We start from the raw sequence: 26,996 nt of genomic DNA, 5'->3' as shown, positions 1-26,996 counted from the left end.
GTGGCCTGCGGCAGGCGCTCGCGCCGCCGCCCGCCCTCCTCGCCTGACCTCGTCGTGGCCCTCACCCGCCTTCTCCGCCACACGCCGGCGCTGCTGCTCCTCGCGGCCGCGGCGTGCCCATCCACCGCGCTCGCGCTCGTCGAGCGGCCCGTGACCGTGGACGGCCCCAGCGCCGACGTCCGCGACGTCGGCGGCGCCGCCCTGGCCTCCGACGGCACCGGCGGCATCGCCTACATCAAGCTCGACCAGGGCGTCCCGCACGTCTTCGTCGCGCGCCGTCTGCACGGCGCCTGGTCGTCGCCGATCCGGGCCGACGACCTGCCCTACGACGCGCGCCAGGTCGCGATCGCCGCCTCCGACCACGGTCGCCTGCTCGTCGTGTGGGTCAGCCAGATCGCCACCGTCGCCGGCCGCATCCGCTACGCGCTCTACTCGGCCGCGCTCGGGCCGGGCGCGACGCGCTTCGGGCCCTCGCTGATCGTGGACCCCAACGTGGGGGAGGGCAACGACGTCAACCCGTCGCTGGCCGGCGCGGACGCCGGGCGGGCGATCGTCGCCTACCGGGTCACGACCTATGACTTCATCGCGGGCACGGCGACCGACAAGGTCCAGCTGCGCCCCAACGACGTGCTCGCCGACCTCCGTGTCGCGCGCCTGCAGGGCACGCGCTGGTCCCGCCTCGGCGCGATCAACCGCAACCCCGACGCCTCGGTCCCCGCGCCGAACGCCATCAACGGCCCGCGCGTCGGGATCGCCGACGACGGCAGCGCGGTCGTGGCCTGGCAGGAGCGCGACCAGAACGGGGTCGCGCGGATCTGGGCCAAGCGCGTCTTCGGGACCACGCCCGGGCCGACGCTCCCCGCGACGCCGACGACGTGGCAGGGCGCGCCGCTGACCGACGACGCCGACGCCTTCGCGCTGGCCGTGAGCCCGCTCGGCATGGCCCAGGTCGTCGCCCGCTACCCGGGGGCCGAGGGCACGACGCGCGTGCTCGCCAACCAGCTCCCGGTGAGCCTCGACGACCAGGCCGGGAGGTTTGCCGGCGCGGTCGCGGTCGACGGCGGCGCGGTGCCCGGAACGGTCGGCCCGCCCGCCGTGGCGGTCGCCGACAGCGGTCAGAACGGCAGCACGCTCGCCGCCTTCGCCGCCGGGACCGCGCTCCGGACCGCGCCGCTGGGCGCCGCGTCGCCGCTCGGCGACCCGCCGCCCGCGCCGGGGCCCGTCCCCGGCGGCGACGTCGTGCTCGCGCGCTCGGCGCGGGGGAGCACGATCGCGGCCTGGGAGACCGTCGGCGCCGACGGCCTGCCCGCCGTCGCCGTCCGCCAGGAGCAGGCGGGCGGCGGCGTCCAGACCGGCGTGGTCGCCGGCGCGCTGGCGGGCGACGTGTCGCGGCTCAGCCTCGCGGGGGACCGCGACGGAGACGGTGTCCTGACGTTCCTGCAGGGGGCCGGAGCGGGCCAGGAGGTCGTGGCCGAGGGCGTCACCGCCGCCCCGGCGACGTTCCTGGTGACCGCGCCCTCCGGCTGGGTCGCGCCCCGGCGCGCCCGCCTGACCTGGGAGGCCGCGCCGTCGACCGCCCCGCTCGTCACCTACAGCGTGCTGGTCGACGGCGACCCCGTCGCCCAAGGCCTGCGGACGCGCGCGCTGACGCCGGCCGCGACCGCGCTGGGGGACGGCGTGCGGCAGGTGCAGGTCCTCGCGACCGACGCGCAGGGACAGGCCGTCGCGAGCGATCCGGTGCGGCTGAAGGTCGACGCGCGGCCGCCGACGGCCACGGCGAAGGCGGCGCCGCGCAAGCGGTACGGACGCCACGCGATCGCCGTCACCGTGGCGGACGCCGGGTCGGGCGTGGTGGCGTCCGCCACCACCTGCCGGTTCGGCGACGGGAGCAGGCAGCAGAAGGGCCACCGGACGTTCCGGCATCGCTTCCGGCGCGCCGGCCGCTACGTCGTGCGCGTCGTGACCCGCGACAAGGCGGGCAACGCGACGACGCTGCGCGTGAGGGTGCAGGTGCGATGAGCCGCCGCGGGGGCATCGCGATCCTCGTCGGGCTGCTCGCGGCGGTCGGCGTCGCGCCCGCGGCCCGTGCCGAGCTCGGCGCGCCGCGGCTGCTGACGCTCTCGGATCGTGAGCAATCCGACGGTGTCACCGCCGCCGCGCTGTCGGCCGACGGCCGCTACCTCGTCTTCGCGGGCTCGCTGGGCGGCGAGACGGGCATCCTGCGCCGCGACCTGCGCGACGGCGCCGTCGAGCCGGTCGCGGCGGGCGACGCCTACGCCGCGACGCGGGCGATCCAGGGCTCGGCCGACCCCTCGGTCAGCGCCGACGGCCGCTACGTCAGCTTCACCACCGACGCGGCGCTCGACCCGGCCGACGACACCAACGCCGTGGCCGACGTCTACGTGCGCGACATGGACGTCGCGGCGCCGCCCGGCGGCGCGCCGTGCGACCCGGCGGCCGGGACGAGCTGCGCCTACACCTTGGTCTCCGCCGTGGACGGCTCCGCCGCCGGGCTGAGCTACGCGACGCCCGGCCAGGGCGCGGCCGCCGCGCCGCGGCAGGCGATCAGCGCCGACGGACGCGCGGTCGCGTTCGTGACCAACGCCGACTCCGACCTCGCCGGACCGGGAACGCGGGCCGGCCAGGTCGCTGTGCGCGACCTCGACCGCCGGAGCACCACGCTGGTCAGCGCCCGTCGCGATCCCGCGTCCGGCGCGATGACCGGGCAGCCGGTGCCCGGCCGCGCGGTGACCGCCGGGACCGCCGCGGCGATCAGCGCCGACGGCACGACCGTCGCCTGGTCGGGCCAGCGGATCGGCGACCAGGCCGCGACCGTCGCGGGCGACCCGGCCGCCACGACCGACCCCTACAACGAGCCGCTCTGGCGCCGGATCGCCGACGGCCCGTCCGTGCCGACGCGCCGCGTCGCGGGCGCCGGCGATCCCGAGGCGCCCGGATGCCCGGCCGGCGGCTCGATGGCCGACGCCGCCTGCCAGGGGCCCTACCCGAACATCGGCGACAACGCCAACGCCGAGCAGGGAGCCCAGGGCGGCTGGGTCCCGACGCCGGGCGCGCTGCTGGCGCTCCCGTCGCTCAGCGCCGACGGCCGCACGGTCGCGTTCCTCGGCAGCCCGCCGATCCCGCCCCAGAACACGATCACGGCGAACGTCGACCTGTTCGTCGCCGACATGGACGCGGGCCTCGCGCGCCGCGCCGCCGTGCGCCGCCTGACCCAGGACTTCGGCGGCGCGACGCTGAGCGACCTCGCGCTGTCGGCGGACGGTCGCCGGATCGCCTTCGCCACCGTCCGGACGACGTTCGCGCTGGCGCCGCCGTTCTACCTCGGCGTCACGCCACCCGTCCTGGCCGACCTCCCCGAGCTGTACCTCGTCGACCTCGACGGCCAGAGCCTGCGGCGCGTCAGCCGGACCGTGGACGGCGGCGCCTCGACCGACGGACATCCCGGCGGCACGAACCCGTTCACGCCGTCCTACCCGTCCTTCGACGCCACCGGCCGCATGGTCGCGTGGGTCAGCGCGGCGGACAACCTGGTGGCCGTCGATGCCAACGGCGCCGCCGACGCGTTCCTGGTCGAGGACCGCGTGCCGCCCGCCGGGGTGCCGGGCCGGGTGGACATCTCCGCGCCGCCGCCGGCCCCGGTCGTCCCGCGGGCGTGGACGCTGGCGCTGCGCGCCGTCGGCCTGCGCGACGGGACCGTGCGCTTCGACGCCACCGTGCCGGGCGTGGGCGTGCTGCGCGCGACGATCACCGCGACGGTGCCGGTCGTCCGGCACGTCGCGGTCAGGAAGCGCGGCGGCGGGCACCGGACCGTGACGCGGCGGGTGCTCGCCCGGCGGCAGGTCGCGGCGCGGTCGCTGGTCGTCCGCGGGCCCGGCCTGTCGCGGCTGACCGTGCGCGTCACCAAGGCCTACAGCTCGCTCGTGAAGGCCGAGGCGGGCCTCGACGCGCGCGCCAAGGTGACGTTCGCGGCGCCGGCGCGCGCCACGCTGCACGACGCGCTGGACGTCCGCTTCCGCGCGGTCGCCGCCGCCAAGAAGCCCAAGGCCACCAAGAAGCCGAAGACCACCAAGAAGCCGAAGACCACCAAGAAGGGGAAGGCGAAGCGATGACCGCGCGCCCGATCGCCGCGCTCGCCGCGCTGACCCTCGCGCTGGCGGTCGGCCTCGGCGCGACCGCCGCCGCCGACGCCGACGCCGACGCCGACGCCGCCGGCTGGCACAGCGAGCAGCCGGTCGCCGCCGGGGGCACCGTGCCGACCGCGATCGGCACCGTCTACGACCTCGCGTTCTGGGCGCCCAACCGCGGGATGCTCATCACCGCCGACGGCCTCTGGGCCTTCGACGGCGCGCGCTGGTATCGCTACTCCACGGTCTGCGGCGGCACCGACGGCCGCATCGCCTGGGCGGGCCCGTCGGACTTCTGGACGATCAGCGACCAGCCGGTCGGCCAGCCCAACCCCACCAACGAGAGCCGCGCCGGGCGCTCGCTGTGCCACTTCGTCAACGGCGCGGTCGTCGCCTCCTACGCGCAGCCGATGGGGCAGGCCGGCTCGTACCTGCCGATGCGCGGCGCGGCCTGCCTGGCGCCCAACGACTGCTGGTTCGGCGGCGCGCGCCTGCCCGGCACGACCAACGCCGGCGCCTTCCACCTGCACTGGGACGGCGCGTCGCTGACCCCGTGGCCGTCGCTGGTCGCGCACGACCCGTCGGTCTCCGACCCGGACCGCGCGGTCTCCGACATCGCGGCCTTCCAGGGCGCGCTCTACGAGTCGGTGACCGTCGACGACAACCCGGTCGCCGACGAGCCCAACGACCATCCGTTCCTCCTGCACGCGATCCAGGCGGGGACGCCGCCCGCGTTCACGCCGCTCTTCGCCAGCCCCCAGGTCGACTACGGCACGGCCCGTCCGAGCGACGTCGAGGGCCTGATGCTCTCCAGCGACGGCGCCACGCTCTGGGGCGTCGCCGGCGGCAAGGACCCGACCGTCCGCGGCGCGGGCCCGGTCGTCGTGCGGTTCCAGGGCGGCGAGCCGACGGCGCTGACGCTCACCGATCCCGATCGGACGCTGGCGCCCGGCGGGTTCGTCACCTCGGCCGCCGCCGAGCCGGGGACCGACTCGGCCTGGGTCGCCTACACGCCCCCGGGCGAGGGCGGCGGGAGCCTCTCGCGGCTCGCGCGCCTCGTGCGCGTCCACGGCGACGGGACGGTCGACGACGCGACCGCGCTGCCGTCCGCCGACGACGACATCGCCCGCAAGGGCGCGGCGGACCAGGTCGCCTGCGCGGCGGCGGGCCAGTGCTGGATGGCCACCAACAGCGGGTGGCTGTTCCACCTCGGCGGCCCGCTGCCGCGCGACGACGACCCCGGCCTGCACCGCCTGATCACCTACCGGCCCAGCGACGGCGCGACGCCGATCGTCTCGCCCGACACGCTGCCCGACGACGACTCGGGCATCGCCCCGCCGGTCTTCTCCCAGCCGCCGCCGGTCGGTTACACGCCGCCGAAGCAGAGCAGCACCAAGGCCAAGGCCAAGAAGCTGGTCACCGGCGTCACACGGAAGATGGTCTCGCGCACGACGCTGCGGCTCACGTTCACGCTGACCGCCAAGGCGCGCGTGCAGCTGCTGGCCAAGCGCGGGTCCAAGGTCGTGGCGCGGTCCAAGCGCCGGACGCTGGCCAAGGGCAGGCACCGGATCGAGTTGACGCTCGACCGCAGGCGCTGGCCGACGCAGCTCGACCTGCGCGCCGAGCCGTACCAGAAGCCGAAGGGCGCCGCGTGAGCGCCGCGCGCGCCCGCATGCGTCGCCGTCGCCGACGGCGGCTGATCGCGCCGCTGCTCCTGCTGTCGGCCGCCGCGCTGCTGGTGGTCGGGCAGGCGTCGCGCAGCACCGGCCAGGAGCCGGCCGCCGCGCCGTCCGCCCAGCCGTGGCTGGGCGTGCTGGACCAGGGCGGCACGCTCATCGACGCCTCGCCCGACGAGGCCCAGGGCGAGGTCTGGTCCGTCGGCGACGGCCGGATCCTGCGCTACACCGACGCGGACGGGTGGACCGCGATGCCGGCGCCGCTGGACGCCGACGGCAGGCCGATCGCCACGCTCAAGGCCCCCAACAACCCGCTGCAGGGCCGCGCGACGCGGGACGGCGCGGTCGCGCTGCTGGCCAACGACACCCTGCTGGTGCGCGACCCCGGCGGCGATCGCTTCCACGCCGCGCCGGCCGCCGACCGGGCCGCGGACGGCGCAACCGCGACGACGACGGCGCCCGCGAGCACGAGCGCGCCGGGGTCGACCGACGTGCCCGGCTCGACGTCGGCGCCCGCGACCACCTCGCAGCCGGCGTCCACGTCGGCGCCCGCCTCCTCCGCCGAGCCCGCCACCACCACCGCGACCGTGGCCGACGCGACCACCACGGCCGCGGCCGGCCCGCCGCTGCGCGCGGGGGAGAAGCTGTACGGGGCCCAGCCGCTGGTCGCCGCGCTGTCCGAGCGCGGCCGCGCCGGCGCGTTCGTCGTCCCGACGGCCTCCGGCGCCACCGTGCCCGGCGCGGTGCTGCACTTCGACGGCACGGCGTGGACGCGCGAGCCGATCTGCTTCGGCGCCGCGCCCTCCTGCGACGCCGCCGACCTGCCGTCCGGGCTCAAGGTCGTCGCCATCGACGCCGCGGGCGTCGGCCACGCCTGGCTGCTGGCCACCGGCGGCTCGGCCGGGGTCATCCTCGTCCACCGCGCGATCGAGGGCGGCGACCCCGTCTGGCGCCCGGTCTCGCTCGGCGGTTCGCCGTTCGCGCGGCGCACCGCCGCGCTTCCGTCCCTGAGCCCCGGCGGCCCGCCGCGGTCGGCCACGCTCGGTCCGCGCCTGAAGGGGCAGCCGCTGGTCGCCACCGCGCAGGGCGTGTGGGCCGACGCGACGATCGCGGTCGCCGACCCCGGCCCCTCCGACGCCACGCTGTTCTACGACGAGTCCGCCGGCCAGGTGGCCCAGGCCTGGTGCGGAGAGCCCGCGCTCTGCGACCGGTCGCTCAGCATCCAGCTCAGCGCGGGCGCCGGCCGCAGCTTCGCCTGGGCCGACGGCTCGCCCTACGGCACGCGCCTGATCACCGGCCTCGACCAGGGCGCGATGCTGCGGCTGGACGGCGACGCCTTCCACCGCGTCCCGACCGCGGGCCGCGGCGCGGGCGCCGACCACGGCGCGGCGTTCGCGGCGCCCGACGACGGCTGGCTGGGCGCCAACGGCATCGTCGCCCGGTACCGCCGGACCTCCGAGCCCAACCAGCTGCACCAGTGGCCGGTGCCGTTCCGGCACCCGCTGACCGCGATCGCGGCCGAGCCCGGCAAGGCGGTCGGGGCGATCGACGCGCGGGCGCTCGGCGTCGGCGACCAGGGCGAGGTCGTCCGGTACACGCCCGGCCAGGGCTGGTCGCCCGAGGCGCTGCTGGGCGCCACGGGCCGCCGGGCCACGCCGCGGCTGCGCGGCGTCGCCTGGCCCGCGCCCGACCGCGCCTACGCCGTCGGCGACGGCGGCGAGATGTGGATGTGGCGCCAGGCGACGGGCCTCTGGGAGCCCGACCCGGGCAAGCCCACGACGGCGGCCGCCGCCGTCGCGAGCTTCACCGGCATCGCGTTCGACCCCGACGACCCGAGCCGCGGCTACGCGGTCGGCAAGCAGGGCGTGCTGCTCGGCTACGACCGCGAGTGGACCCAGGAGCCGCTGCCCGACGGGCTCGGCGACGCGAACTTCACGTCGATCGCGTTCGCCGGCCGCGAGGCGATCGTCACCTACAAGACGCCGATCCGCACCGACACGGGCTTCGGGTACCGCGGCGGGATCATCGTCGACGACGGTTCCGGCTGGCACGAGGACCCGAGCCTCGCGGCGGCGCTGCCGAAGGGGAACACCGACGGCGCGGTCGTCGGGGTGGAGGCCGTGCCCGAGCGCGTCGCCGGCCTCGCCGACGGCAGCGCGATCGTCGCGACGATGACCGGCGCGCTGGCGGTCCGCGACGGCGCGGGCGGCGCCTGGCACGCCGCGGACGTCGACCCGGTCGGCTTCCCCGCCGCGCTGAGCGCCTTCCACGACGCCGACGGCGCCGTGCGCGCGCTGGTCTCGGTCGCCGCGCAGTCGGCGCTCACCAACGACCTGCCCTACGCGCAGCAGGAGCTCAAGATCGACCAGGACACGATCCTGCGCCCCGCGCCGCCCGGCCAGGCCCCGGTCCTGATCGACCCCTATGGGTTGCCGCCCTCGGGGTACGTGCTGCGTCAGACCGCGCACGGGTGGCACGACGAGCAGCACCAGGCCTGGATCAACCTGGCCCCGGGCACCAAGGACTATGACCTGCCCGAGCGCCCCGACCCGGTGCTGGCGTTCCTGACCGATCCGTTCGGGCGAGCGGGATGGGCGGTGGGCGGCGACCCGGAGGTGCAGACCGCGAGCGTCGTGCGCTACCCCGACGACGGGCAGTCGGCCCCCGGCGCCACGACGGCGCCGATCGCCGACGACCAGGCGAAGGCCACCTTCGCCATCGGCGGCGGCGCGCGCTGCCTGAGCGACTGCGCGGACCTCGAGCCGGTCGGCGCCGCCCCGTGGCGCTGGCTGCCGGCGGCGGTCGGCCGCGTCGCCGCGATGGGCCGGGTGCGGGCGTTCCTCTACACGGGGCCGGGGACCGCGGACCCGGCGATCAGCGACGACGTCCGCCACGAGCAGGCCGCGGCCGCCGACCGGCTGACGTCGGCCGCCGGAGCGCTGCCGGTGTACGCGGCGGCGGCCAGGACCGACCGCGACGGCGGCTCGCTGAGCGCCTTCCAGGACGCGTTCCAGGCGGCGAGCGTGCCGCAGGGGCAGCGCGCCGCGACGGGGATCGCGAGCGCGGACGTCGCGCGGAGCGCGACCGGTCAGGGGTACTACGCCTTCGACTCGACCGGCACCGCCGACAGCGCGGACCCGGTCCGGGTCATCGTGCTCGACACCTCCACGGGCGCGATCGACGACGCCCAGCGCTGCTGGCTGGCCCAGGAGCTGTCCGGCGCGGCCGGCCTGAGCCGGGCGGCGATCGTCGTCGGCAGCCTCGGGATGGACGAGCTCTCCAACGCCGACGTCGTCGCCGCGACGCTCGTGTCCGGCGCCGCGCCGACGACGACGGCGTGCCCGCTGCCCAGCGGCCCGGGCACCGCGTCGGCATACTTCTACAACTCGCTGGAGGTCAACCGCAGCGGGGCGGTGACGTACGGCAGCGACGCGATCCCGGCCTACGGCACCGGGTCGTTGGGCTACATCAAGCTCCTGCCGGTCCAGCCCGACCGCCCGCCGAACAGCGGGTTCCTGCTGGCCGAGGTCGACACCCGGCCGGGGAGCCGGCTTGCCGCGAACCCCCTGCGCGCGCCGGTCGCGGTGCGCCTGATCCCGAACGTCGCCGAGCTGGCGGTCGACGCCACCGACGGCACGCTGCTGCGGCGCAGCCAGATCGCGCTGTTCGACGGGCTCGCGCGGCGTCCGCGCGCCGGGCAGGGCTGCATGGGGAGCCCGGCCTGCGAGATCGTCCCCGACCCCTACACGCCGATCCCCGACGACTGCACCGGCCAGGCCTGCGCGACGACGCTGGCGCCCGAGTACACGTTCACGTCCTCGGACCCGAGCGTCGCCGACTTCGTCGCGCGCGACCCGGCCTCGACGAACCCGCGGCGGCCGTTGCTGGACGCCAAGGGCGATCCGGTGCCGAGCGCCACGAGCGGCTTGTTGTGCGCCTACAACGCCGGCACGACCACGATCACGCTGACCAGCGGCGGCCTGTCGTCCTCGCAGAAGGTGACCGTCCAGGCGGGCAGCGTGCAGCGCCCGTGCGGCACGGTCCCGGCCAGGCCCGTGCCGGCGACCGACCCGGGGGACGGCAGCGAGAAGATCGCGCCCGACGCGCCGCCGCCCGCGGTCGAGCCGAGCCCCGCGGGCGGTGCCGGCCCGCTGCCGCCGCCGCCCGCGCCCGCCGCCGTCAAGGCGGCCGCCAAGCCGGCGTCGCCCAAGCCGCCGGCCGTCCCGACCGCGCCCGCCTTCGCGCCGTTCGTCCCGGTCACCTCCGGCCTGACGCAGGTGATCGGCGTCGCGCCGCCTCCGCCGCCGACCGCGGCGCGCCCGGCGCCGCCGAGCGGGACGTCGTCGGCCAACGTGTACCAGTCGGCCGTGGCTCCCGAGCGCCAGCGCGAGGAGGAGCACCAGCTGGAGACGCAGAGCAACGCGGTGCGCTACGAGGCCGACCGGCCGCTGCCGGCCTTCGTCTCCCGCGGCGGCGCGCTGCTGCTGATCGCGCTCGCCGGCCTCGCCTGCACCGACCTGCGGCCGCGCCCCCGGCGCCGGCCCGCCTTCAACACCATCACCAACGACCGCCGAGACCCGAGAAGGACGCCGCGATGAACCTGCACGCCGGCCCGAGCGCCGACCCGCTGACCCGCCTGCTCGCCGGCGCGGCGCTCGCGATCTCGCTGATCGCGCTGTTCGTCTCGCTGGGCAGCAGCTCGACCGCCGCGCCGCCGCAGACGGTCAAGCTCCCGACGGCGGCGTCGCTGACGCCCAAGCCCTACGGCATCCAGCGCCTGACCAAGGCCAAGAGGTTCCCCGCCAAGGTCATCCCGAAGGTCGCGGCCGCCAAGCGCGCCGACACGCTCGGCGGCGCCAAGCGCCAGGACCTCGTGCTCAACTGCCCGGGGGACACGGCGGATCTCGGCACGTGGTGCCTGCAGACCGCGACCTACACGGTCCCCAACGACCAGATCGGCAAGAACGACTTCGCCTACGCGGCCCGCACGTGCGTCGACCAGGGCGGCTGGCTGCCGTCCGCCGCGCAGCTGATCGGCGCCGCGCCGCGGATCAAGCTGCAGTCCACGATCGACGACAACGAGTCGACCGCCTCGATCGACATCGGCCCCGGCGACGGGCTCAAGGACGCCCGCGAGATGACGTCGGACCTCTTCACGACGACCGCCGGCGACAGCGCCGCGGGCAGCGAGGGCGTCACCGCGGGCTCGCTCGGCGACCCGCGCCAGAACGAGCCCAACCCGGTGCCGCAGCCCGCCGACCCGATGCCGGGCAGCCTCGACTACGTCACGGTCTACGACAACCACGACCTGGGCGGCTTCGCCGGCGGCGCGCCGGTCGGGAGGCCCGAGAAGTTCCGCTGCGCCTTCAACAAGGTGCAGGGCGTGGTGGCGAGCGAGGACTAGCCGCGAGTCCTAGTCCTCGCGGACGATCCGCGCCAGCCCCGCCCGCCAGATCGCGTCGAGGTCCGCGCCGGGCGGGACGCGCTCGTTGAGCTCCAGCGCGACCATCCCGTAGGCGAACGCCCAGCACGCGGTCGCCGTGGGGCGGTCGCCGCGGGCCGAGCGCAGCACCATCGCGCGGCCGGGCCGCTCGGCGGCGACGATCGCCGGGTCGTCGCGGTCCAGCGCCCGCGCCCCGATCAGCTGGTGCAGGGCCGGGTTGCGCAGCGCCCATGCGCGGTAGGCCGCCCACATGCGTGCCACGTCCTCCTCGGGCGGCGTGTCGCCGAGCGCGTCGGCGGCCGCCTGCGCCTGCTCCAGGAGGCCGACGGCGATCAGCGCGTTCTCCATGTCGCGCTTGCCGGCGAAGTGCGCGTACAGCGACGGCGCCTTGATGCCCAGGCGGTCGGCCAGGAGCCGCATGCGCAGGCCGTCGTGGCCGCGCTCTTCCAGCAGCTGTCGCGCCGCCTGCAGCACCTCGTCGGCGCGCGAGCCAAGCCCCCTTGCCTCGTGCATGACCGGGAACGCTACCGGCTCGCTGATAGCGTCGCCGCCCGTGAGCAAGAGCCCTCAGCCGCGGATCAGCTACGTCGTCGGGCGCCTGGATCGCGCCCTGTCGCTCGCCGTGGAGGAGCGCGTGGCCGCCCACGGCCTGACGCTGCCGCAGTACACCGCGCTGTCGGTGCTGCGCATGCGCCCCGGGCTCTCCAACGCGCAGCTCGCGCGCCGGACGTTCGTTCGGCCGCAGTCGATGATGCAGGTCATCTCCAAGCTCGAGGGCGAGGGGCTGATCCAGCGCGCGCCCGATCCCGACCACGGCCGGATCCTGCGCACCGAGATCACCGAGAAGGGGCGCGCGGTGCTCGCGGCCTGCGACCGCTCGGTGACCCGGATGGAGCGGGCGATGCTCGCGGACGTCTCGCGCGAGCAGCGCGACGAGCTGCGCGAGACGCTGCTGGCGATGGTCCGGCGGCTCGGCGCGGGCCTCGACGACGTGTAAGGCCACCTGATACGTTGGCGGGCCATGGGGGCGAGCGAGAACCTGGCCTGGCCGCTGCGCCGCGCGGCGCGCCTGCACGCCGACGCGACGGCCGTCGTGGACGTCGCGAGCGGGGAGGAGGTCACCTACGCCCGGCTGGTCGAGCGGGTCGCCGCGGTGGGGACGCTCGTCGGCGAGCCCGGCGCCCGCGTCGGCGTCCTGGCCGCCAACTCGCTGGCGCACCTCGCGCTGTTCCTCGGCGTCCCGTCGGCCGGCGGCGTGGTCGTGTCGCTCAACACGCGGCTGGCGGTCGAGGAGCTGCGGGCGCTGGTCGCCGACGCCGGGCTGTCGGCGCTCGTCTTCGACGAGGACCACGCCGAGGCGGCGGGCGCGCTCGACGTGCCGCGGCGGATCCACGTGCGCGACCTGTCGCGCGACGGCGGGCCCGGCGATCGTGGCGACGCGCCGGGGCCGGACGCCGGCGCGCTGGCCGCGATCTCCTTCACCGGCGGGACGACCGGGCGCGCCAAGGGCGTGATGCTCTCCCACGGCAACCTGTTGGCCAACGCGCGCCACAACATCATGGCCACCGGCCACGCGCCGGAGGATCGCTGGCTGCACGTCTGCCCGATGTTCCACGTGGCCGGGACCGCCAACGTGGTCGCCGCGACGTGGGTGGGCGCCCGCCAGGTCGTCCTGCCGCGCTTCGACGCGGCGGCGGTCTGCGCGGCGGTCGCCGAGCACGGGATCACCCACATGGTGGTGGTCCCGACCATGTTGGGGATGCTGCTCGACCACCTCGCGTCCCACGCCGCCGCCGCCGACCTCTCCAGCCTCCGGCACATCCAGTACGCCGCCTCGCCGATCACGCCCGACCTCCAGCGCCGGGTGCTGGAGCGCTTCCCGGACGTCGACGTCGCGCAGTTCTACGGGATGACCGAGGCCGCGCCGACCGTGACGACGTGCACGCCCGCCGACCACCGCCGCCCCGACGGCGCGCGGCTGGCCTCGATCGGCGCGCCGGTCGTCGGCGTCGAGGCCGAGGTCCGGGATCCGGAGACGGCGGCCGCGCTGCCGGTCGGCGAGATCGGCGAGCTGTGGGTCCGCGGCCCCAACGTCATGTTGGGGTACTGGCGGCAGCCCGAGGCGACCGCCGCCGCGCTGACCGAGGACGGCTGGTACCGCACCGGCGACGCCGCCCGCGCCGACGCCGACGGCTACCTGTACCTGGTCGACCGCCTCAAGGACATGATCATCAGCGGCGGCGAGAACGTGTACTCGGTCGAGGTCGAGGCGGTCCTGGCCGACCATCCGGCGGTGGCCGAGGCGGCGGTCTTCGGCGTCCCGCACGAGCGCTGGGGCGAGGCCGTCCACGCGGTGGTCAGCGTGACCGCCGACGTCACGCCCGAGGAGCTGATCGCACACTGCCGCGCGGCGATCGCGGGCTTCAAGGTCCCGCGCGGGATCGAGGTCACGCGCGAGCCGCTGCCGAAGTCCGGCGCGGGCAAGCTGCTCAAGCACGAGCTGCGCGCGCCGTTCTGGGTCGGACACTCGCGCAATATCAGTTGAACTGATACTCTCGCTCGCATGAGCGAGAGCCAGTGGGAGACGGTCCGCGTCACGGTGGAGGACGGCATCGGGTGGCTGGAGCTCCACCGCCCGGACAAGCGCAACGCGATGAGCCCGACGCTCAACGTCGAGATGGCCGAGGCGCTGCGCGCGCTCGACCGCGACGACGCGGTCGGCGTGGTCGTCCTGACCGGCGCGGGCGACGCGTGGTCGGCGGGCATGGACCTCAAGGAGTACTTCCGCGAGGTCGACGGCGGCCCGCTGTGGCGCCAGCGCGAGGTGCGCGAGCAGTCGCAGACCTGGCAGTTCCGGATCCTGCGGTACTTCTCCAAGCCGACGATCGCGATGGTCAACGGCTGGTGCTTCGGCGGCGCGTTCATCCCGCTCGTCTCCTGCGACCTGGCGATCGCCGCCGACGAGGCGACGTTCGGCCTCAGCGAGATCAACTGGGGCATCCCGCCCGGAGGCATGGTCTCCCGCTGCCTCGCCGACACCGTCGGCTCCCGCCAGGCCTTGTGGTACATCATGACCGGCGAGACCTTCGACGGCCGCCGCGCGGCCGAGATGAACCTCGTCAACCGGTCGGTCCCCCTCGCCCGCCTACGCGAGGAGACCGTCACGCTGGCCAAGACGCTGTTGGACAAGAACCCCGTCGTGATGGACGCCGCCAAGAACGGCTACAAGCACGCCGCCGAGATGTCCTGGGAGGGCGCGCTGGACTACCTGTACGCCAAGCTCGAGCAATCGCAGTTCAACGACCGCTCCCACGGACGCGAGGAAGGGCTCAAGCAGTTCCTCGACGACAAGGCGATCCGCCCCGGGCTGCAGGCCTACCAGCGCGGCGAGGCGTAGGCCTTCGCGCGCGGCGGCGCTTGGGGTCGTCGACCGGCGCGACGCGGCACCGACGGCCGGCTCGCTGACGCGCTTCCGGTCCCACAGGCGTTCGAGCGGAGCGGGCCGAGTCGCCCGACGCGCAGGGACGCGTGGACCTCCGACGCCGAGCCGACGGCGGCGCCGCGACGATCGCCTCCCGAGGGCCGGAGACGGACCCTGTCGCCCGGGCTGGGACGCCTCAGCGCCGGCCGCCGTCGACGCCCGCTCGGCGGGCCGTAGGGACGCGGTAGACGGTGGCGCCTCAGCGCGGGCGTTGGGTGGTGCTGCGGGGCGTTGGTGGGTTGGGCATCGAGGGCGGCGGGCAGGGGTTGGCGACGCCGGCGCTCGGGCTCTCCGTCGGCGTCGGGGGCGGGTGCCTGCGCCGCTTCGGGGCCGGGTCGAGGGACGGCGTCCAGACCTGAATCCCGGCGTCGGTGGCGCACCCTCGAAGCACGGATCGCATCTGACCCGCCTTCCGGGGAACCGATGGCGCCTTGGTGTCGGCATGCGACATCAAGGCGCCGTTGGTTGTCGGTTCGGGCCCGAACCCCGGATGGGTCTCGATGAAATCCCGGCCGAGGACACCAAGGCGGCCCGGTCTGATGTCTGGACGCCTTCCCTGCGCGGGATCCCGGCCCTGCGCAGGCGCCCGCCCCCAGCGACGACGGAGAGCCCAGGCGCCGGCGTCGCCCACCCCTGCCCGCCGCCCTCGATGCCGAACCCACCAGCACCCCGCACCCGCCCCCCAACGCCCCGCACTGAGACGCCACCCACGCCGGCCGACCAACGCCGGCCCAGGCCCCGGCGGGCCAACGCCGGCCCCGCCGCCGCCGCTGAACCCCCTAAGCCATCACGTGCGCCGCCGGCCCCGGGTCCGCCGGCGCCGCCGGCTTCCGCTTGGGCAGCAGCACCAGGGCCACCACGAACGCCACGGCGACCAGCACGAAGGCCCAGACGAACGTCGACCCGTAGGCGTCGGCCTGCGCCGCCGGGGTGCTCGCGCCCTGCAGCTGATGTGCCAACAGCACCGACAACACGGCGGTGCCGATCGAGGCGCCGACCTGCTGGTTGATGTTCAACGTGGTCGACGCCTTCGGGATCGCCGCCTGGCTGAGCGTCTGCATCGCGCCCGAGAACGTCGGCATCATCGTCATGCCCATGCCGATGCCCATGAAGAACAGGTCGACGCCGAAGAGCCAGTAGCTCGTGTCGGCCTCCAGCTGCGTCAGGCCCAGGAACGTCGCGCCGACGAGGACCAGGCCGCCGGGGACGATCTTGCCGATGCCGGTCTTGTCGGCCAGCGACCCGGCGATCGGCATCGCGAGCATCGCGCCGACGCCCTGCGGCGCCAGCAGCAGGCCGGAGTCCATCGCCGACTCGCCGCGCACGGTCTGCAGGTACAAGGGCAACAACAACATGCCGCCGAAGACCGCGATGATCACCAGGATCATCGTCCCGGCCGCCGCGGAGAACGTCTTGTTGGCGAACAGGCGCAGGTCGATCAGCGCGTCCTCGCCGGCGCGCATCGCGTGCGCGACGAACGCCGCCAGCGCGATCACGCCGAGGACCATCGGGACGAGCACCTTCGCCGAGGCGAAGCCGCCCTCCGAGGACGTCTTGGCCAACCCGTAGATCAACAGCGCCAGCCCGGGGGACAGCAGCCCCAGGCCCATCCAGTCGAGCTTGTGCCCCGGCTGCGGGACGTCGCGCGGCAGCACCCGCGTCGTGAGGATCAGCGCCACGATCCCGACCGGCACGTTGATGAAGAAGATCCAGCGCCACGAGAAGCTGTCGACCAGCCAGCCGCCGAGGATCGGGCCCGCGATCGGGCCGAGCATCATCGGCACGCCCATGATCGCCATGACGCGCCCGACGCGCTGCGGGCCCGCCGCGCGCGTGAGGATCGTCATCCCGGCCGGCATCAGCATGCCGCCGCCGAGACCCTGCAGCACGCGGAAGACGATCAGCTCGGTCGAGCTGGACGCGATGCCCGACAGCATCGACCCCAACAAGAACAGCGCGATCGACGTCAGGTACAGGCGCTTGGTGCCGAACCGCTCGGCGGCCCAGCCGGTCAGCGGGATCACCGTCGCGAGCGCGAGCGTGTAGCCGGTCGCCACCCACTGGATCGTCGCCAGCGACGTGTGGAAGTCGGCCTGCAGCGTGCGGATCGCGACGTTGACGACCGTCGTGTCGAGGATCGTCATCACCGCGCCGACGACGACGGTCGCGGCCACGAGCAGCAGCTCGCGGTCCAGACCCTCGTCCGGCGCGGCCGCGGGAGCAGGGGAGGCGGGGGAGGCGGCCATGGCCCTGCAGGCTAACGGTCGAAGGCCGGGAACCCGGGCGTCCTCAGCACGCGGTCGTCGGACAGGATCGTCAGCGCCTCGTAGCCGTCGAGCGTCAGCGTCCACGCCGGGCCGTCGGGGCCGAGCGCGAAGGCGGCCGTCGAGTAGGCGTCGGCCAGCCCGAGGTCCTCGCCGACGACGGTCACCGACAGGACGCCGACCGGCGCCGCCCCGGTCCGCGGGTCGATCAGGTGCGCGCCGCGCTCGTACAGCCCGGACGTCGCGATCGCGCGGTCGGTCGCCGGGAACGTGGCGGCCACCGCGCCGCGGTCGCGCGGATGCTGGACGCCGACGCGCCACGTCGCCGCCGGCCGCGCGCCGCCGCGCACGACGACGTCGCCGCCCGCCGCCAGCATGAAGTCGGTCAGCCCCTCGGCCGCCAGCAGGTCGGCGCCGCGCTGCACGGCCCAGCCCTTGACCAGTGCCGACGGGTCCAGCCGCCCGGTCGCGCGCACGTCGAACGCCCCGCCGGTCTCGGCGCGCAGGCGCTCGCAGCGCGCGAGCACGGTCCGCACGTCGGGATGGGTCTCCTCCAGGCGCAGCTCGCCGCGGTCCAGCCGCCGGATCTCGCTGTCGTCGCGGTAGGTGCTGAAGCGCGCGTCGGCCTCGCGCAGCCACGCCATCGCCCGCGCGAACGCGCCGTCGACCGCCGGCGCGCTCGGCGCGCTCGGCGTGCGCGCGTCGAGCGAGACGACCGTCCCCATGACCTCGTCCACCATCACCTCGCGCCGCACCCCGCTCACGGTACGGCCTTGCCGCCGCGTCAACGTCCTCGTGCGCCCGCGGCCCTGGCGCCGCGCGCCGACCGCGTCGTAGGGTTGCGGCACATGAGCGTCGCGCAGCATTGTGTCCTGACCCTCTCCTGCCCGGACGCGCCCGGCATCGTCCACGCGGTCTCCGGCTTCCTGGTCCAGCACCGCGGCAACATCCTGGAGAGCCAGCAGTTCGACGACCCCCAGACCGGCACGTTCTTCATGCGCGTGCGCTTCGCCCACGCCGACGGCCGGCACCTCGACGTCCCGGCCCTGCGCGCGGCGTTCGCCGCGATGGCCGACGCGTGGGGGATGACCTGGCGGATGGTCGACGCCTCCGAGCGCCAGCGCGTGCTCATCATGGTGTCCAAGTACGCGCACTGCCTCAACGACCTGCTGTTCCGCACCTCGGTCGGCGAGCTGAACCTCGACGTCGTCGCGGTCGTCTCCAACCACCCGGACCTCGAGCGGATGGCCAAGGACCACCAGGTGCCCTTCCACCACATCCCGGTGAGCGAGGACACCAAGCCGGAGGCCGAGGCCAAGCTGTTGGAGATCGTCGAGGTCGAGCAGGTCGAGCTGGTCGTCCTGGCCCGCTACATGCAGATCCTCAGCGCCGACGCCTGCCGCGTCCTGGAGGGCCGGGCGATCAACATCCATCACTCGATGCTGCCGTCGTTCAAGGGCGCCCGGCCCTACCACCAGGCCTACGACCGCGGCGTGAAGGTGATCGGCGCCAGCGCGCACTACGTGACCCCCGAGCTGGACGAGGGCCCGATCATCGAGCAGGAGATGGAGCGCGTCGACCACGCGATGACCGCCGAGGACTACGAGACGCGCGGGCGCGAGGTCGAGTGCCGCGCGCTCGCCCGCGCGGTGCGCTGGCACACCGAGAACCGCATCGCGCTGAACGGCGCGAAGACCGTGGTGCTGCGCTAGGAGCCCAGCGCGAGTCCGACGACGTGCTCGGCGATCGCCAGCGACGACGTCGCGGCGGGCGACGGCGCGTTGCGCACCGCCACGACGCGGCCGACGTGGTTGACGCGGAAGTCGTCGACCATCGACCCGTCGGGGTCGATCGCCTGCGCGCGCACGCCCGCGGGCGCGCGCTCGACGTCCTCGCGGCGCAGCGACGGCACGAACGTCCGGGCCTCGCGGACCAGCACGCCGGGCGCCACCGAGCCGCGCATCTCCTTCAGGCCCGTCCTCCAGTACTTGACCGCGAGCTTGCGGAACCCGGAGTACCCGAGCGTCGCGGCCAGGTCGCGCGGGACCACGCGCCCGAACGTGTAGCCCTCGCGGGCGAAGGCCAGCACGGCGTTGGGCCCGATGTCCAGCCCGCCGTCCACGCGCCGCGTGAAGTGCACGCCGAGGAACGGGAACGCCGGGTCGGGCACCGGGTAGATCAACCCCTTCACCAAGTCCGAGCGCCCGTCCTTCAACCGCAGGTACTCGCCGCGGAACGGGACGATCGCCGGGCCGTCGTCGTCGCCGGCCAGCCGCGCGACGCGATCGGACTGCAGCCCTGCGCACAGGATCAGCCGGTCGAACGCGTGCTCCTCGCCGCCGGCGACGACGCGCACCTCGTCGCCGCGCTGGGCGATCGACGTGACCTCGCGCCCCAGGCGCAGCTCGCCGCCCGCGGCGCGGACGTCGTCGGCGAAGGCGCCCGCGACGGCCTTGAAGTCCACGATCGCGGTGGCCGGCGAGTGCACCGCCGCGACGCCGACGACGTTGGGCTCGACCTCGCGCATCCGCGCGGCGCCCTCCAGCCACCGCAGGCCCGGCACGCCGTTCTCGGTCGCGCGCCGCTCGATGTCGCGCAGCCGCCCGATCTCGCTCTCGTCGCGCGCGACGACGAGCTTGCCGCACTCGTCGTAGGGCAGCCCGCGCTCCTCGCACAAGGCCTTCAACAGCTCGATCCCGCGCCGGCACAGCCGCGCCTTCAACGATCCCGGCTGGTAGTAGAGGCCCGCGTGGGCGACGCCGCTGTTGTGGCCGGTCTGGTGCACGGCGACCGCGTGCTCCTTGTCGAGCACGGTCACCCGCGCGCCGGGCGCGACCTCCGCGATCCGCCGCGCGACCGCCAGGCCGACGATCCCCGCGCCGACGACGCCGATCCGCTCCGTGCCGTTCATCGGCGCGAAAGGATCGCAGGCGTGCGAGGCGGTCGTCCTCAGCTTTCGCTCAGGATCGGCTGAGGTCGCTCTCATCGACGGTGCCGATCATCCCGCCGATGCCTGACCGAGCGCGGAGGAGCCTCTGGGCCGACCACGGGGAGCCGGCGCCGGCGTCCGCCGCGCCCGCCGCGCCCGTCGCCGCCAGGCCGCCCGCGCCCTCCGCGCCCTCGGCGCCCTCCGCCTCCCGGCGCCGCCTGCCCGCCCGCCGCCGCCCGTGGGTCGTCGACGGCCTCGCCGCGCTGGGCGGGATCGGCTTCGGCGTCACGCTCGCGCTCGGCGTCGAGGCCGAGTCCTCCGGCTCGCTGCGCGCCGCGGGCGGCTGGGCGACCGCCGCCGGCCGCCTGTCCGGGCTGGCCGCGGCCTACCTGATGATCGTGGTCGTCGTGCTCGTCGCGCGGCTGCCGCCGCTGGAGCGCGCGATCGGCCAGGACCGCCTGGTCGTCTGGCACCGCAGGCTCGGCCCGTGGCCGCTCTACCTCCTGGTCGCCCACGGCACGCTGATCACGATCGGCTACGCGCAGGCGGCCCACGACGGGGTCCTGCACCAGCTCGGCCGGCTGATCTGGACCTACCCGGGGATCCTCGCGTCGGTCGTCGCGTTCGGCCTGCTGATCGCCGCCGGCGTGACGTCCTACCGGAAGGCCCGCGCGCGGATGGCCTACGAGACCTGGTGGTCGGTCCACCTGTACACCTACCTCGCGTTGTTCCTGGCCTTCTCGCACCAGGTGCACACCGGCGCGTCGTTCGTCGGCCATCCGACCAACCGCATGTACTGGACGGCGCTGTGGGTCGGGACGCTCGCGCTCGTCGTCGGCTGCCGCGTGCTGCTGCCGCTGTGGCGCTCGCTGCGCCACCAAGTGCGGGTGGTCGGCGTGCGCCCCGAGGGACGCGACACCTACAGCGTGCTGTTGGAGGGCCGCCGCCTCGACCGCCTGCCGGCCGCCGGCGGCCAGTTCCTGCAGTGGCGCTTCCTGCGCCGCGGCCTGTGGTGGCAGGCGCACCCCTACTCGCTGTCGGCCGCGCCCGACCGCACGCGCCTGCGGATCACGATCAAGGACCTCGGCGACCACAGCGCCGCGCTGGTCGCGATGGCGCCCGGCACGCGCGTGGCGATCGAGGGTCCCTACGGCGCCTTCACCGCCGACGCGCGCCGCGGCGACCGGCTGCTGCTGATCGGCGGCGGCGTCGGGATCACGCCGGTGCGCGCGTTGCTGCAGGAGCTTCCGGTCGGGACCGACGTCGACGTGATCCTGCGCGGCCGCACGCGCGGCGACCTCGTCCTGGCCGACGAGGTCGCCGACCACGCGGGCCGGATCGGCGGGCGCGTGCACGAGCTGATCGGCCCGCGCGACCGCGTGCCGCTGGACGCCGAGGCCCTGCGGCGCCTGATCCCCGACGTCGCCCGTCGCGACATCTACATCTGCGGCCCCGACGGCTTCTCGGACGCGGTGATCGCGTCGGCCCGCGCGCTCGGCGTCCCGTCCGACCGGATCCACGTCGAGTCGTTCTCGCTCTGACCAAACAAGGACATCACGTTGCCCCGTCGCGCTCCCATCGTCATCGCCGGCACCGTCGCCGGACTGGCCGCCGTGCTGAGCTTCAAGCCCCACGAGTCGGGCGTCAGCAAGGCGGTGGCCTCCGCCTCGACGCCCGCCACCAGCGACGGCCACGACACGTTCACCGGCTCGGCGATCGCCACGCGCTACGGCACCGCGCAGGTCGAGGTCACCGTCGTGAACGGCAAGATCACCAACATCGTCGCGGTGGCGCTGCCCGACGACGAGCCCAAGTCGGTGGCGATCTCCACGCAGGCCGAGCCGACGCTCAAGCAGGAGGCGCTGACCAAGCAGACCGCCGCCATCGACGCGGTCACCGGCGCGACGATCACCTCCGCCGGCTACGAGGCCTCGCTGCAGTCCGCGCTCGACCGGGCCGGGTTCACGGCCGCCGACGGCGCGCGCGGCTCGTCGACGATCCCCAACGTCGAGAAGCACGGCGACCACGGCGGGTTCGACGGCGACGACGGCGCGCCTCCCGGCTTCGCGCCGCCGCGGGGCTAGCTAGCGCTACGACGCGGCGAGTCGCTCGGCCAGCGCGCGCAGCGCGGGCGCGGCGGCCAGGAGCGCGTCGGCGTCGGCGGGGGAGAGGTCGTCCAGCGCGTCGGCCATGGCGGTCGCCCATCCGTCCTCGCGGCGGTCGCGCGTGGCGATCGCGCGACGGGTCGGGTGCAGGCGAGCGATCCGGCCGTCGTCGGGGTCGCGGCGTCGCTCCAGCAGCCCGCGCGCGGCGAGCCCGCGCACGGCCGCCGACGCGTTGGGCCCGTGGAGGCCCAGCTCGCCCGCGACCTCGCCGACGCTCAGCCCGGGCCGCCGGACGAGCAGGCGCATGACCTCGAGCTCCGACAGCGGCAGCGCCTCGCGCTCCAGCTCCGCCGCGCCGATCGTGCGCGGCAGCAGCCAGGCGAGGTCCTGCAGGACGACCGCGAGGTCCTTGGCGCCTTGCCTCGTCATGGCGCCGATGCTAGCCTGCTCGCATATAGATATGAATCTATAGATATCTGTCCGGAGGAGGAGCGCGATGGCGATGGGCGGCACGACCGAGACGACGACGATCCCCGGCTTCGCGGGGGAGGTGGTCACGCCCGACCACCCGGCCTACGACGCGGCGCGCGCGATCTGGAACGCGATGCACGACCGGCGCCCGGCGCTGATCGCCCGCGCGACGTCGGCCGCCGACGTCGCGGCGGCGATCCGCCACGCCCGCGCGCACGATCTCCCGATCGCGGTCCGCGGCGGCGGGCACTCGATGCCCGGCCACAGCGTCTGCGACGAAGGCCTCGTGATCGACCTGCGCGCGCTCGACGACGTCGCGGTCGACGCCGACGCGCGGACCGCCACCGTCGGCGGCGGCGCGCTGCTGGGCGAGCTGGACCGCGCGACGCAGGCGCATGGCCTCGTCGTCCCGGCCGGCGTCGTCTCGCACACCGGCGTCGGTGGGCTTACGCTCGGCGGCGGCGTCGGGCGGCTGATGCGGCGCTTCGGGCTGACGATCGACTCGCTGCTGGGCGCCGAGGTCGTCACCGCCGACGGCGACGTGCTGACCGCCTCGGCCACCTCGCACCCCGAGCTGTTCTGGGGCCTGCGCGGCGGCGGTGGGAACTTCGGCGTGGTCACGTCGTTCACGTTCGCCTGCCACCCGCTGCGCGAGGTGCTGATCCTCGGCATGTTCCACCCGGCCGACCGCGCCCGCGCCGTCCTGGAGCGCGGCCGCGACGCGATGGCCGACCCCGCCGCGCCCGACGCGTTGTTGTGGACCTCGTTCCTGCGCCAGGCGCCGCCGCTGCCGTGGATGCCCGAGGAGCTGGTCGGCACGCCCGGGATCATGTCCTTGATCGAGTGGACCGGCGACCGCGCCGAGGGCGAGGCGTTGTTGTCGTCGTTGCGGGACGAGCCGGCCCCCGCCGCGTCGTCGCTGGACCTCTGGCCGTTCCTGGAGATCCAGACGCTGACCGACGAGATCTTCGCCCACGGGCAGCGCACCTACATCAAGGCCGGCTACGCGACCGCGCTGACCGACGGGCTGATCGAGGCGCTGCTCGCCGCGGCGGCGCGGATCGTCTCGCCGCTGTCGCAGATCGAGATCCTCGCCCAGGGCGGCGCGATCGCGCGCGTGGACGCCGACGCCACCGCCTACCCGCACCGCGACGCCGCGTGGCTCGTCAACCTCCCGGCGATGTGGCGGGACCCGGCCGAGGACGCGCGCGAGATCGCGTGGACGCGCGAGTCCTACGCCTCGCTCGTGCCCCACCTCACCGGCGGGACCTACGTCAACTTCATGGCGGGCGACGAGGAGGGCGCGGCCGCCGCCGGCACGGGCGCGCACGCCCGCACGCTGCGGCGGCTGGCCGCGGTCAAGGCGACCTACGACCCCAACAACGTCTTCGCGCTCAACCAGAACGTCAGGCCGGCGGGGGCGCCGGCGCCCCCGCCGGCGCCGCCGGCGTGAGCGGGGGCTCGACGTCGGCGTGACGCGCGACGCCCGCGGCGACCTCGTCGGCGCGGGCGAGCTGCGCGACCGCGGTCTCCTGGACCTCCAGGAAGTGCTCGTGCTTCTCGGCGACGGTGAGGACCGAGCGGCGCGCGCCGTCGGCGTCGAAGCGCGCGACCGGGACGCCGTCGTCGTCGACCGCGAGCGTGCCGCCCGCGCCGCAGGTCGCGCACTCGATCGCGCCGCCCGGATGCAGGACGACCGCGTCGAGGTGGCACAGCGGGCAGGCGCCGGGCGCCCCGCGGTACTCGACGTCGTCGAACGCGCGGCCGAGCTGCTCCGCCACGTTGGCGCCCAGCAGCGTCGCGCGCTCCAGCGCGGGCTCGTCGAGCACGATCGACGCGGGCGTGCCCGCGCCGCCGAGGACGACCTGGTCGACCACGCCGATCTGCATCGAGAACGTCATGTGGTGCATCAACGGCAGCGCGAGCGCCTTCCAGCGGTCGGTGTTGGCGCCGCCGACCGCGATGAAGCCGCCGACGCGCGGGCGCAGCACGCGCTCGTCGAACGGGAACCGGACCGCGGCCTCCTGGCCGGCGTCGCGCATCCGCACGTACTCCAGGGCGAAGGCGACGTCGGCCTTGGGCCCGAGGATCGCGTCGAGCAAGAGCTTCAGCTTGCCCGGCACCGTGCGGTTGTGGATCGGCGCGCCGATGATCAGCCCGTCGTGCTCCATCAGCTGGTCCCAGAACCACGCGGCGTCCTCGTCGAAGGCGCCGAGCCGCAGGTCGTCGAGGCGGACGTGCGAGACCTCGGCGCCGGCGTCCCGCGCGCCGCGCAGCGCGGCCTTCAGCAGCAGGTCCGCGTTGCCGTCGGCGCGGCCGCAGCCGAGCCCGAGCACGCGCCGGGCGGTCATCGGCGGTCCTCCTCCTTCATGGTGTTCTCGATCCGGCCGACGCCGTCGACCTCGACGGCCACGACGTCGCCGGGTCCCAGCAGCAGGGGCGGGTCGCGCCGCACGCCGACCCCGCCCGGCGTGCCGGTGAGGATCAGGTCGCCGGGCTGCAGCGTCGCGAACTCCGAGACCGCGGCGACGAGCGTCGCGACGTCGAAGATCATCAGGTCGGTCGTCGCGTCCTGGACGGTCCGGCCGTTGACGATCGTGCGCAGCCGCAGCGCCTGGGGGTCCGGGACCTCGTCGGGCGTGACGAGGAACGGGCCGACCGGCGTCGACGCGTCCCACGCCTTGCCCTGCAGCCACTGGTGGGACTTGTGCTGGAAGTCGCGCATCGACAGGTCGTTGGCCACGGCGTAGCCGGCGACGACCGACAGCGCGTCGGCCTTGGCGACCCGCCGCGCCCGGCGGCCGATCACGACCACCAGCTCGCCCTCGTAGTCGATCTTGGTGGACTCGGCGGGCAAGGCGATGGGGTCGGTCGGACCGGTCAGCGTCGAGGCCCACTTCGTGAACAGCACCGGGTACTCGGGCTCGTCGCGCAGCGACTCGGCGACGTGCTCGCGGTAGTTCAGCCCGACGCAGATGACCTTGTCGGGGCGCGGCACGACGGGGCGGATCGTGACCGACGGGTCGTCCAGCGCGACCGCCGCGTCGCGGTCGAGCAGCGAGTCGTCGGCCAGCACGTCGCTGGGCGTGTCGCGCCCCAGCTCGGCGATCCCGCGCAGCGGGACCGCCGTCGCGGTCGTCGCCGTTGTCGTCGTCGCGGCCGTCGTCGCCGTCGCGGTCGTCGCGGCCGTTGTTGTCGTCGCGGCCGCCGCCGTCGTCGCGGCCTTCCCCGTCGAGTTGTCCTCCTCGATCCGGGCGGCGACGGGCCGCCCGTCGATCAGCAGCGAGGCGAAGCGCGGCACTAGGCGTCCACGAAGTGCACGTCCAGCTCCGCCGCGGCGGCCTCCATCGCCGCCGCGTCCGGGAACGCCGCGGGCGTGGCGGGGAAGACGTGGTGGGCGTAGGGCTCGCCGGCCAGCGCGAACAGCCGCTCGAGGCCGCCGGGCGAGGACATGACGATCGCGCGCGTGACCGCCGACTCGAAGGCGTAGGTGTGCACGCAACCCGCCGGGATCGACGCGCAGTCGCCGGGGGCGAGCAGGTGCGACTCGCCGTCGAGCGTGACGCGGACGGTGCCGTTGCGCACGTAGATCGCCTCGTGCGTGCGCTCGTGGACGTGCGCGGGCATCTCGCCGCCGACCGTGCCCTGGACCGTCCACATGCCGAGGTCGCCGTCGGACTCGTCCGACGTGATCATGGTGGTGACCATCTGGCCGCCGAGCAGGTGGCGCGGCCCCTCGCCGGAGCGCAGGAAGTAGGGCTTCATCGCGCCGGGCAGCGTGTCGTCGGCCGCGTCCCACGTCGGCGGCGCATAGGGCGTGTCCGGCGGCAGGTACTTCATGTTGTACTGCTGCTCGGCCTGCGCGAACTTCGCGAACGGCGGCGGCGAGTGGTCCTCGGGCGGGAACGCTGGCGCCTCGTAGGGCGTGCCGCAGAGGTCGAAGAAGCGGTCCCACCCGCCGGGCGTGATCGGCCCGACGAACTCGCTGAAGTGGCTGTGGAACTGGTAGGCGTGCACGACGCCCGGCGGCACGATCGCGACGTCGCCCGGCGACAGCACCCGCGACTCGCCGTCGGCCCAGACCTGCACGCGGCCGCGCGTGCACAGGAAGACCTCGAACTCGCGGTCGTGGAAGTGCAGCGGGATCGGCCGGCCCTTCGGACCGCAGTTGGTCATGAACGACAGCTGGCCGTTGGACTGCTCGGCGCCGAGCATCGCCCGCGCGACCTGCCCGAGCAGCAGGTGCCCGCGGCCCGTTCCGGCCGGCTGGACGTAGGGGACGGCGGCATCCGGCAGCGGGGGCGCGGCCGGTGCGGACACGAGGGTGGGGTCGGGCGTCGCGGACATAGTGTGCACAGTAACCGCGACTGTGCACGACTGGCAAGGGCAATCGACGGCCTGGTCAGCAACCTCTCAGCATGTGTCCGAAGATGCAATTGCATACAGATCGACGATCTGTGTAGACTGATCGCGGTCTGTTTC

20 protein-coding genes are annotated in these 26,996 nt (G+C 75.2%); 12 read left to right on the top strand and 8 right to left on the bottom strand.

Annotation, left to right across the window (positions count from 1 at the left end; genetic code table 11):
* The first annotated feature begins 54 nt into the window (after window positions 1-54).
* From VFG42_RS04985 to VFG42_RS04965, 5 genes are read left to right on the top strand one after another with little or no spacing between them, the layout of a single operon-like run.
* A complete protein-coding gene (locus tag VFG42_RS04985) occupies window positions 55-2,019 on the top strand; it encodes a PKD domain-containing protein (protein ID WP_324905890.1) in 1,965 nt (654 codons plus the stop codon).
* The gene (locus VFG42_RS04980) at window positions 2,016-4,130 is read left to right on the top strand and encodes a hypothetical protein (protein WP_324905888.1); all 2,115 of its coding nucleotides are present in this window, start codon (window positions 2,016-2,018) and stop codon (window positions 4,128-4,130) included. The genes VFG42_RS04985 and VFG42_RS04980 overlap by 4 nt, the downstream gene beginning before the upstream one ends.
* Window positions 4,127-5,800 carry a hypothetical protein gene (locus VFG42_RS04975; RefSeq protein WP_324905886.1) on the top strand — a complete coding sequence of 558 codons (1,674 nt, stop codon included), beginning with the start codon at window positions 4,127-4,129 and terminating at the stop codon, window positions 5,798-5,800. The genes VFG42_RS04980 and VFG42_RS04975 overlap by 4 nt, the downstream gene beginning before the upstream one ends.
* Window positions 5,797-10,419 (top strand): hypothetical protein, encoded by a 4,623-nt coding sequence (locus VFG42_RS04970; RefSeq protein ID WP_324905884.1) that lies wholly within the window; start codon window positions 5,797-5,799, stop codon window positions 10,417-10,419. The genes VFG42_RS04975 and VFG42_RS04970 overlap by 4 nt, the downstream gene beginning before the upstream one ends.
* A complete protein-coding gene (locus tag VFG42_RS04965; protein WP_324905882.1) occupies window positions 10,416-11,225 on the top strand; it encodes a hypothetical protein in 810 nt (269 codons plus the stop codon). The genes VFG42_RS04970 and VFG42_RS04965 overlap by 4 nt, the downstream gene beginning before the upstream one ends.
* A gap of 9 nt (window positions 11,226-11,234) precedes the next feature.
* Here the strand turns inward: VFG42_RS04965 and VFG42_RS04960 are convergent, their stop codons facing one another.
* Window positions 11,235-11,777 carry a TetR/AcrR family transcriptional regulator gene (locus VFG42_RS04960; RefSeq protein ID WP_324905880.1) on the bottom strand — a complete coding sequence of 181 codons (543 nt, stop codon included), beginning with the start codon at window positions 11,775-11,777 and terminating at the stop codon, window positions 11,235-11,237.
* 40 nt (window positions 11,778-11,817) lie between these two features.
* On the opposite strand from VFG42_RS04960, the gene VFG42_RS04955 reads away from it, so the two are divergent.
* From VFG42_RS04955 to VFG42_RS04945, 3 genes are read left to right on the top strand one after another with little or no spacing between them, the layout of a single operon-like run.
* A complete protein-coding gene (locus VFG42_RS04955) occupies window positions 11,818-12,261 on the top strand; it encodes a MarR family transcriptional regulator (RefSeq protein WP_324905878.1) in 444 nt (147 codons plus the stop codon).
* A gap of 24 nt (window positions 12,262-12,285) precedes the next feature.
* Window positions 12,286-13,809: a class I adenylate-forming enzyme family protein gene (locus VFG42_RS04950; protein WP_324905876.1), complete on the top strand. Its 1,524-nt coding sequence runs from the start codon at window positions 12,286-12,288 to the stop codon at window positions 13,807-13,809.
* A gap of 18 nt (window positions 13,810-13,827) precedes the next feature.
* The gene (locus VFG42_RS04945) at window positions 13,828-14,661 is read left to right on the top strand and encodes a p-hydroxycinnamoyl CoA hydratase/lyase (RefSeq protein WP_324905873.1); all 834 of its coding nucleotides are present in this window, start codon (window positions 13,828-13,830) and stop codon (window positions 14,659-14,661) included.
* Between the two features lie 863 nt (window positions 14,662-15,524).
* Here the strand turns inward: VFG42_RS04945 and VFG42_RS04940 are convergent.
* The gene (locus VFG42_RS04940; protein ID WP_324905871.1) at window positions 15,525-16,991 is read right to left on the bottom strand and encodes a DHA2 family efflux MFS transporter permease subunit; all 1,467 of its coding nucleotides are present in this window, start codon (window positions 16,989-16,991) and stop codon (window positions 15,525-15,527) included.
* Window positions 16,992-17,002: 11 nt separating this feature from the next.
* The gene (locus VFG42_RS04935) at window positions 17,003-17,764 is read right to left on the bottom strand and encodes an FAD:protein FMN transferase (RefSeq protein WP_324905869.1); all 762 of its coding nucleotides are present in this window, start codon (window positions 17,762-17,764) and stop codon (window positions 17,003-17,005) included.
* A 93-nt stretch (window positions 17,765-17,857) separates the two neighbouring features.
* Here VFG42_RS04935 and purU point away from each other — a divergent pair, with 93 nt between their 5' ends.
* A complete protein-coding gene (gene purU / locus VFG42_RS04930; RefSeq protein ID WP_324905867.1) occupies window positions 17,858-18,721 on the top strand; it encodes a formyltetrahydrofolate deformylase in 864 nt (287 codons plus the stop codon).
* Here purU and lhgO read toward each other — a convergent pair.
* A complete protein-coding gene (lhgO, locus tag VFG42_RS04925; protein ID WP_324905865.1) occupies window positions 18,718-19,920 on the bottom strand; it encodes an L-2-hydroxyglutarate oxidase in 1,203 nt (400 codons plus the stop codon). The genes purU and lhgO overlap by 4 nt on opposite strands.
* Before the next feature lie 98 nt (window positions 19,921-20,018).
* Here lhgO and VFG42_RS04920 point away from each other — a divergent pair, with 98 nt between their 5' ends.
* Window positions 20,019-21,479: a ferredoxin reductase family protein gene (locus VFG42_RS04920; RefSeq protein ID WP_324905863.1), complete on the top strand. Its 1,461-nt coding sequence runs from the start codon at window positions 20,019-20,021 to the stop codon at window positions 21,477-21,479.
* Between the two features lie 18 nt (window positions 21,480-21,497).
* Entirely contained in the window at window positions 21,498-22,022 is a 525-nt protein-coding gene (locus VFG42_RS04915) for an FMN-binding protein (RefSeq protein ID WP_324905860.1), read from the top strand.
* A gap of 6 nt (window positions 22,023-22,028) precedes the next feature.
* Here the strand turns inward: VFG42_RS04915 and VFG42_RS04910 are convergent, their stop codons facing one another.
* Window positions 22,029-22,472, bottom strand: coding sequence for a MarR family winged helix-turn-helix transcriptional regulator (locus tag VFG42_RS04910; protein ID WP_324905858.1), 444 nt, complete (start codon window positions 22,470-22,472; stop codon window positions 22,029-22,031).
* Window positions 22,473-22,539: 67 nt separating this feature from the next.
* Between VFG42_RS04910 and VFG42_RS04905 the strand changes: the two genes are divergently transcribed.
* Complete coding sequence (locus VFG42_RS04905) at window positions 22,540-23,967, top strand: FAD-binding oxidoreductase (protein ID WP_324905856.1); 1,428 nt, start codon at window positions 22,540-22,542, stop codon at window positions 23,965-23,967.
* On the opposite strand, the gene VFG42_RS04900 is transcribed toward VFG42_RS04905, so the two are convergent.
* Genes VFG42_RS04900 through VFG42_RS04890 form a run of 3 tightly spaced genes read right to left on the bottom strand, consistent with a single transcriptional unit; the run spans window position 23,921 to window position 26,861 of the window.
* Window positions 23,921-24,865, bottom strand: coding sequence for a flavodoxin family protein (locus tag VFG42_RS04900; RefSeq protein ID WP_324905854.1), 945 nt, complete (start codon window positions 24,863-24,865; stop codon window positions 23,921-23,923). The genes VFG42_RS04905 and VFG42_RS04900 overlap by 47 nt on opposite strands.
* Entirely contained in the window at window positions 24,862-25,815 is a 954-nt protein-coding gene (locus VFG42_RS04895) for a fumarylacetoacetate hydrolase family protein (protein WP_324905852.1), read from the bottom strand. Before VFG42_RS04895 ends, VFG42_RS04900 begins: the two co-directional genes overlap by 4 nt.
* On the bottom strand, window positions 25,815-26,861 hold the full coding sequence (locus tag VFG42_RS04890; protein ID WP_324905850.1) for a quercetin 2,3-dioxygenase: 1,047 nt from the start codon (window positions 26,859-26,861) through the stop codon (window positions 25,815-25,817). The genes VFG42_RS04895 and VFG42_RS04890 overlap by 1 nt, the downstream gene beginning before the upstream one ends.
* Window positions 26,862-26,996: the final 135 nt, after the last annotated feature.

The sequence above is a fragment of the Baekduia sp. genome (assembly GCF_035685985.1).
Lineage (GTDB): Bacteria > Actinomycetota > Thermoleophilia > Solirubrobacterales > Solirubrobacteraceae > Baekduia.
The sequence above is the reverse complement of the archived record's forward strand: the minus strand, read 5'-3'. Positions and strand labels throughout refer to the sequence as shown.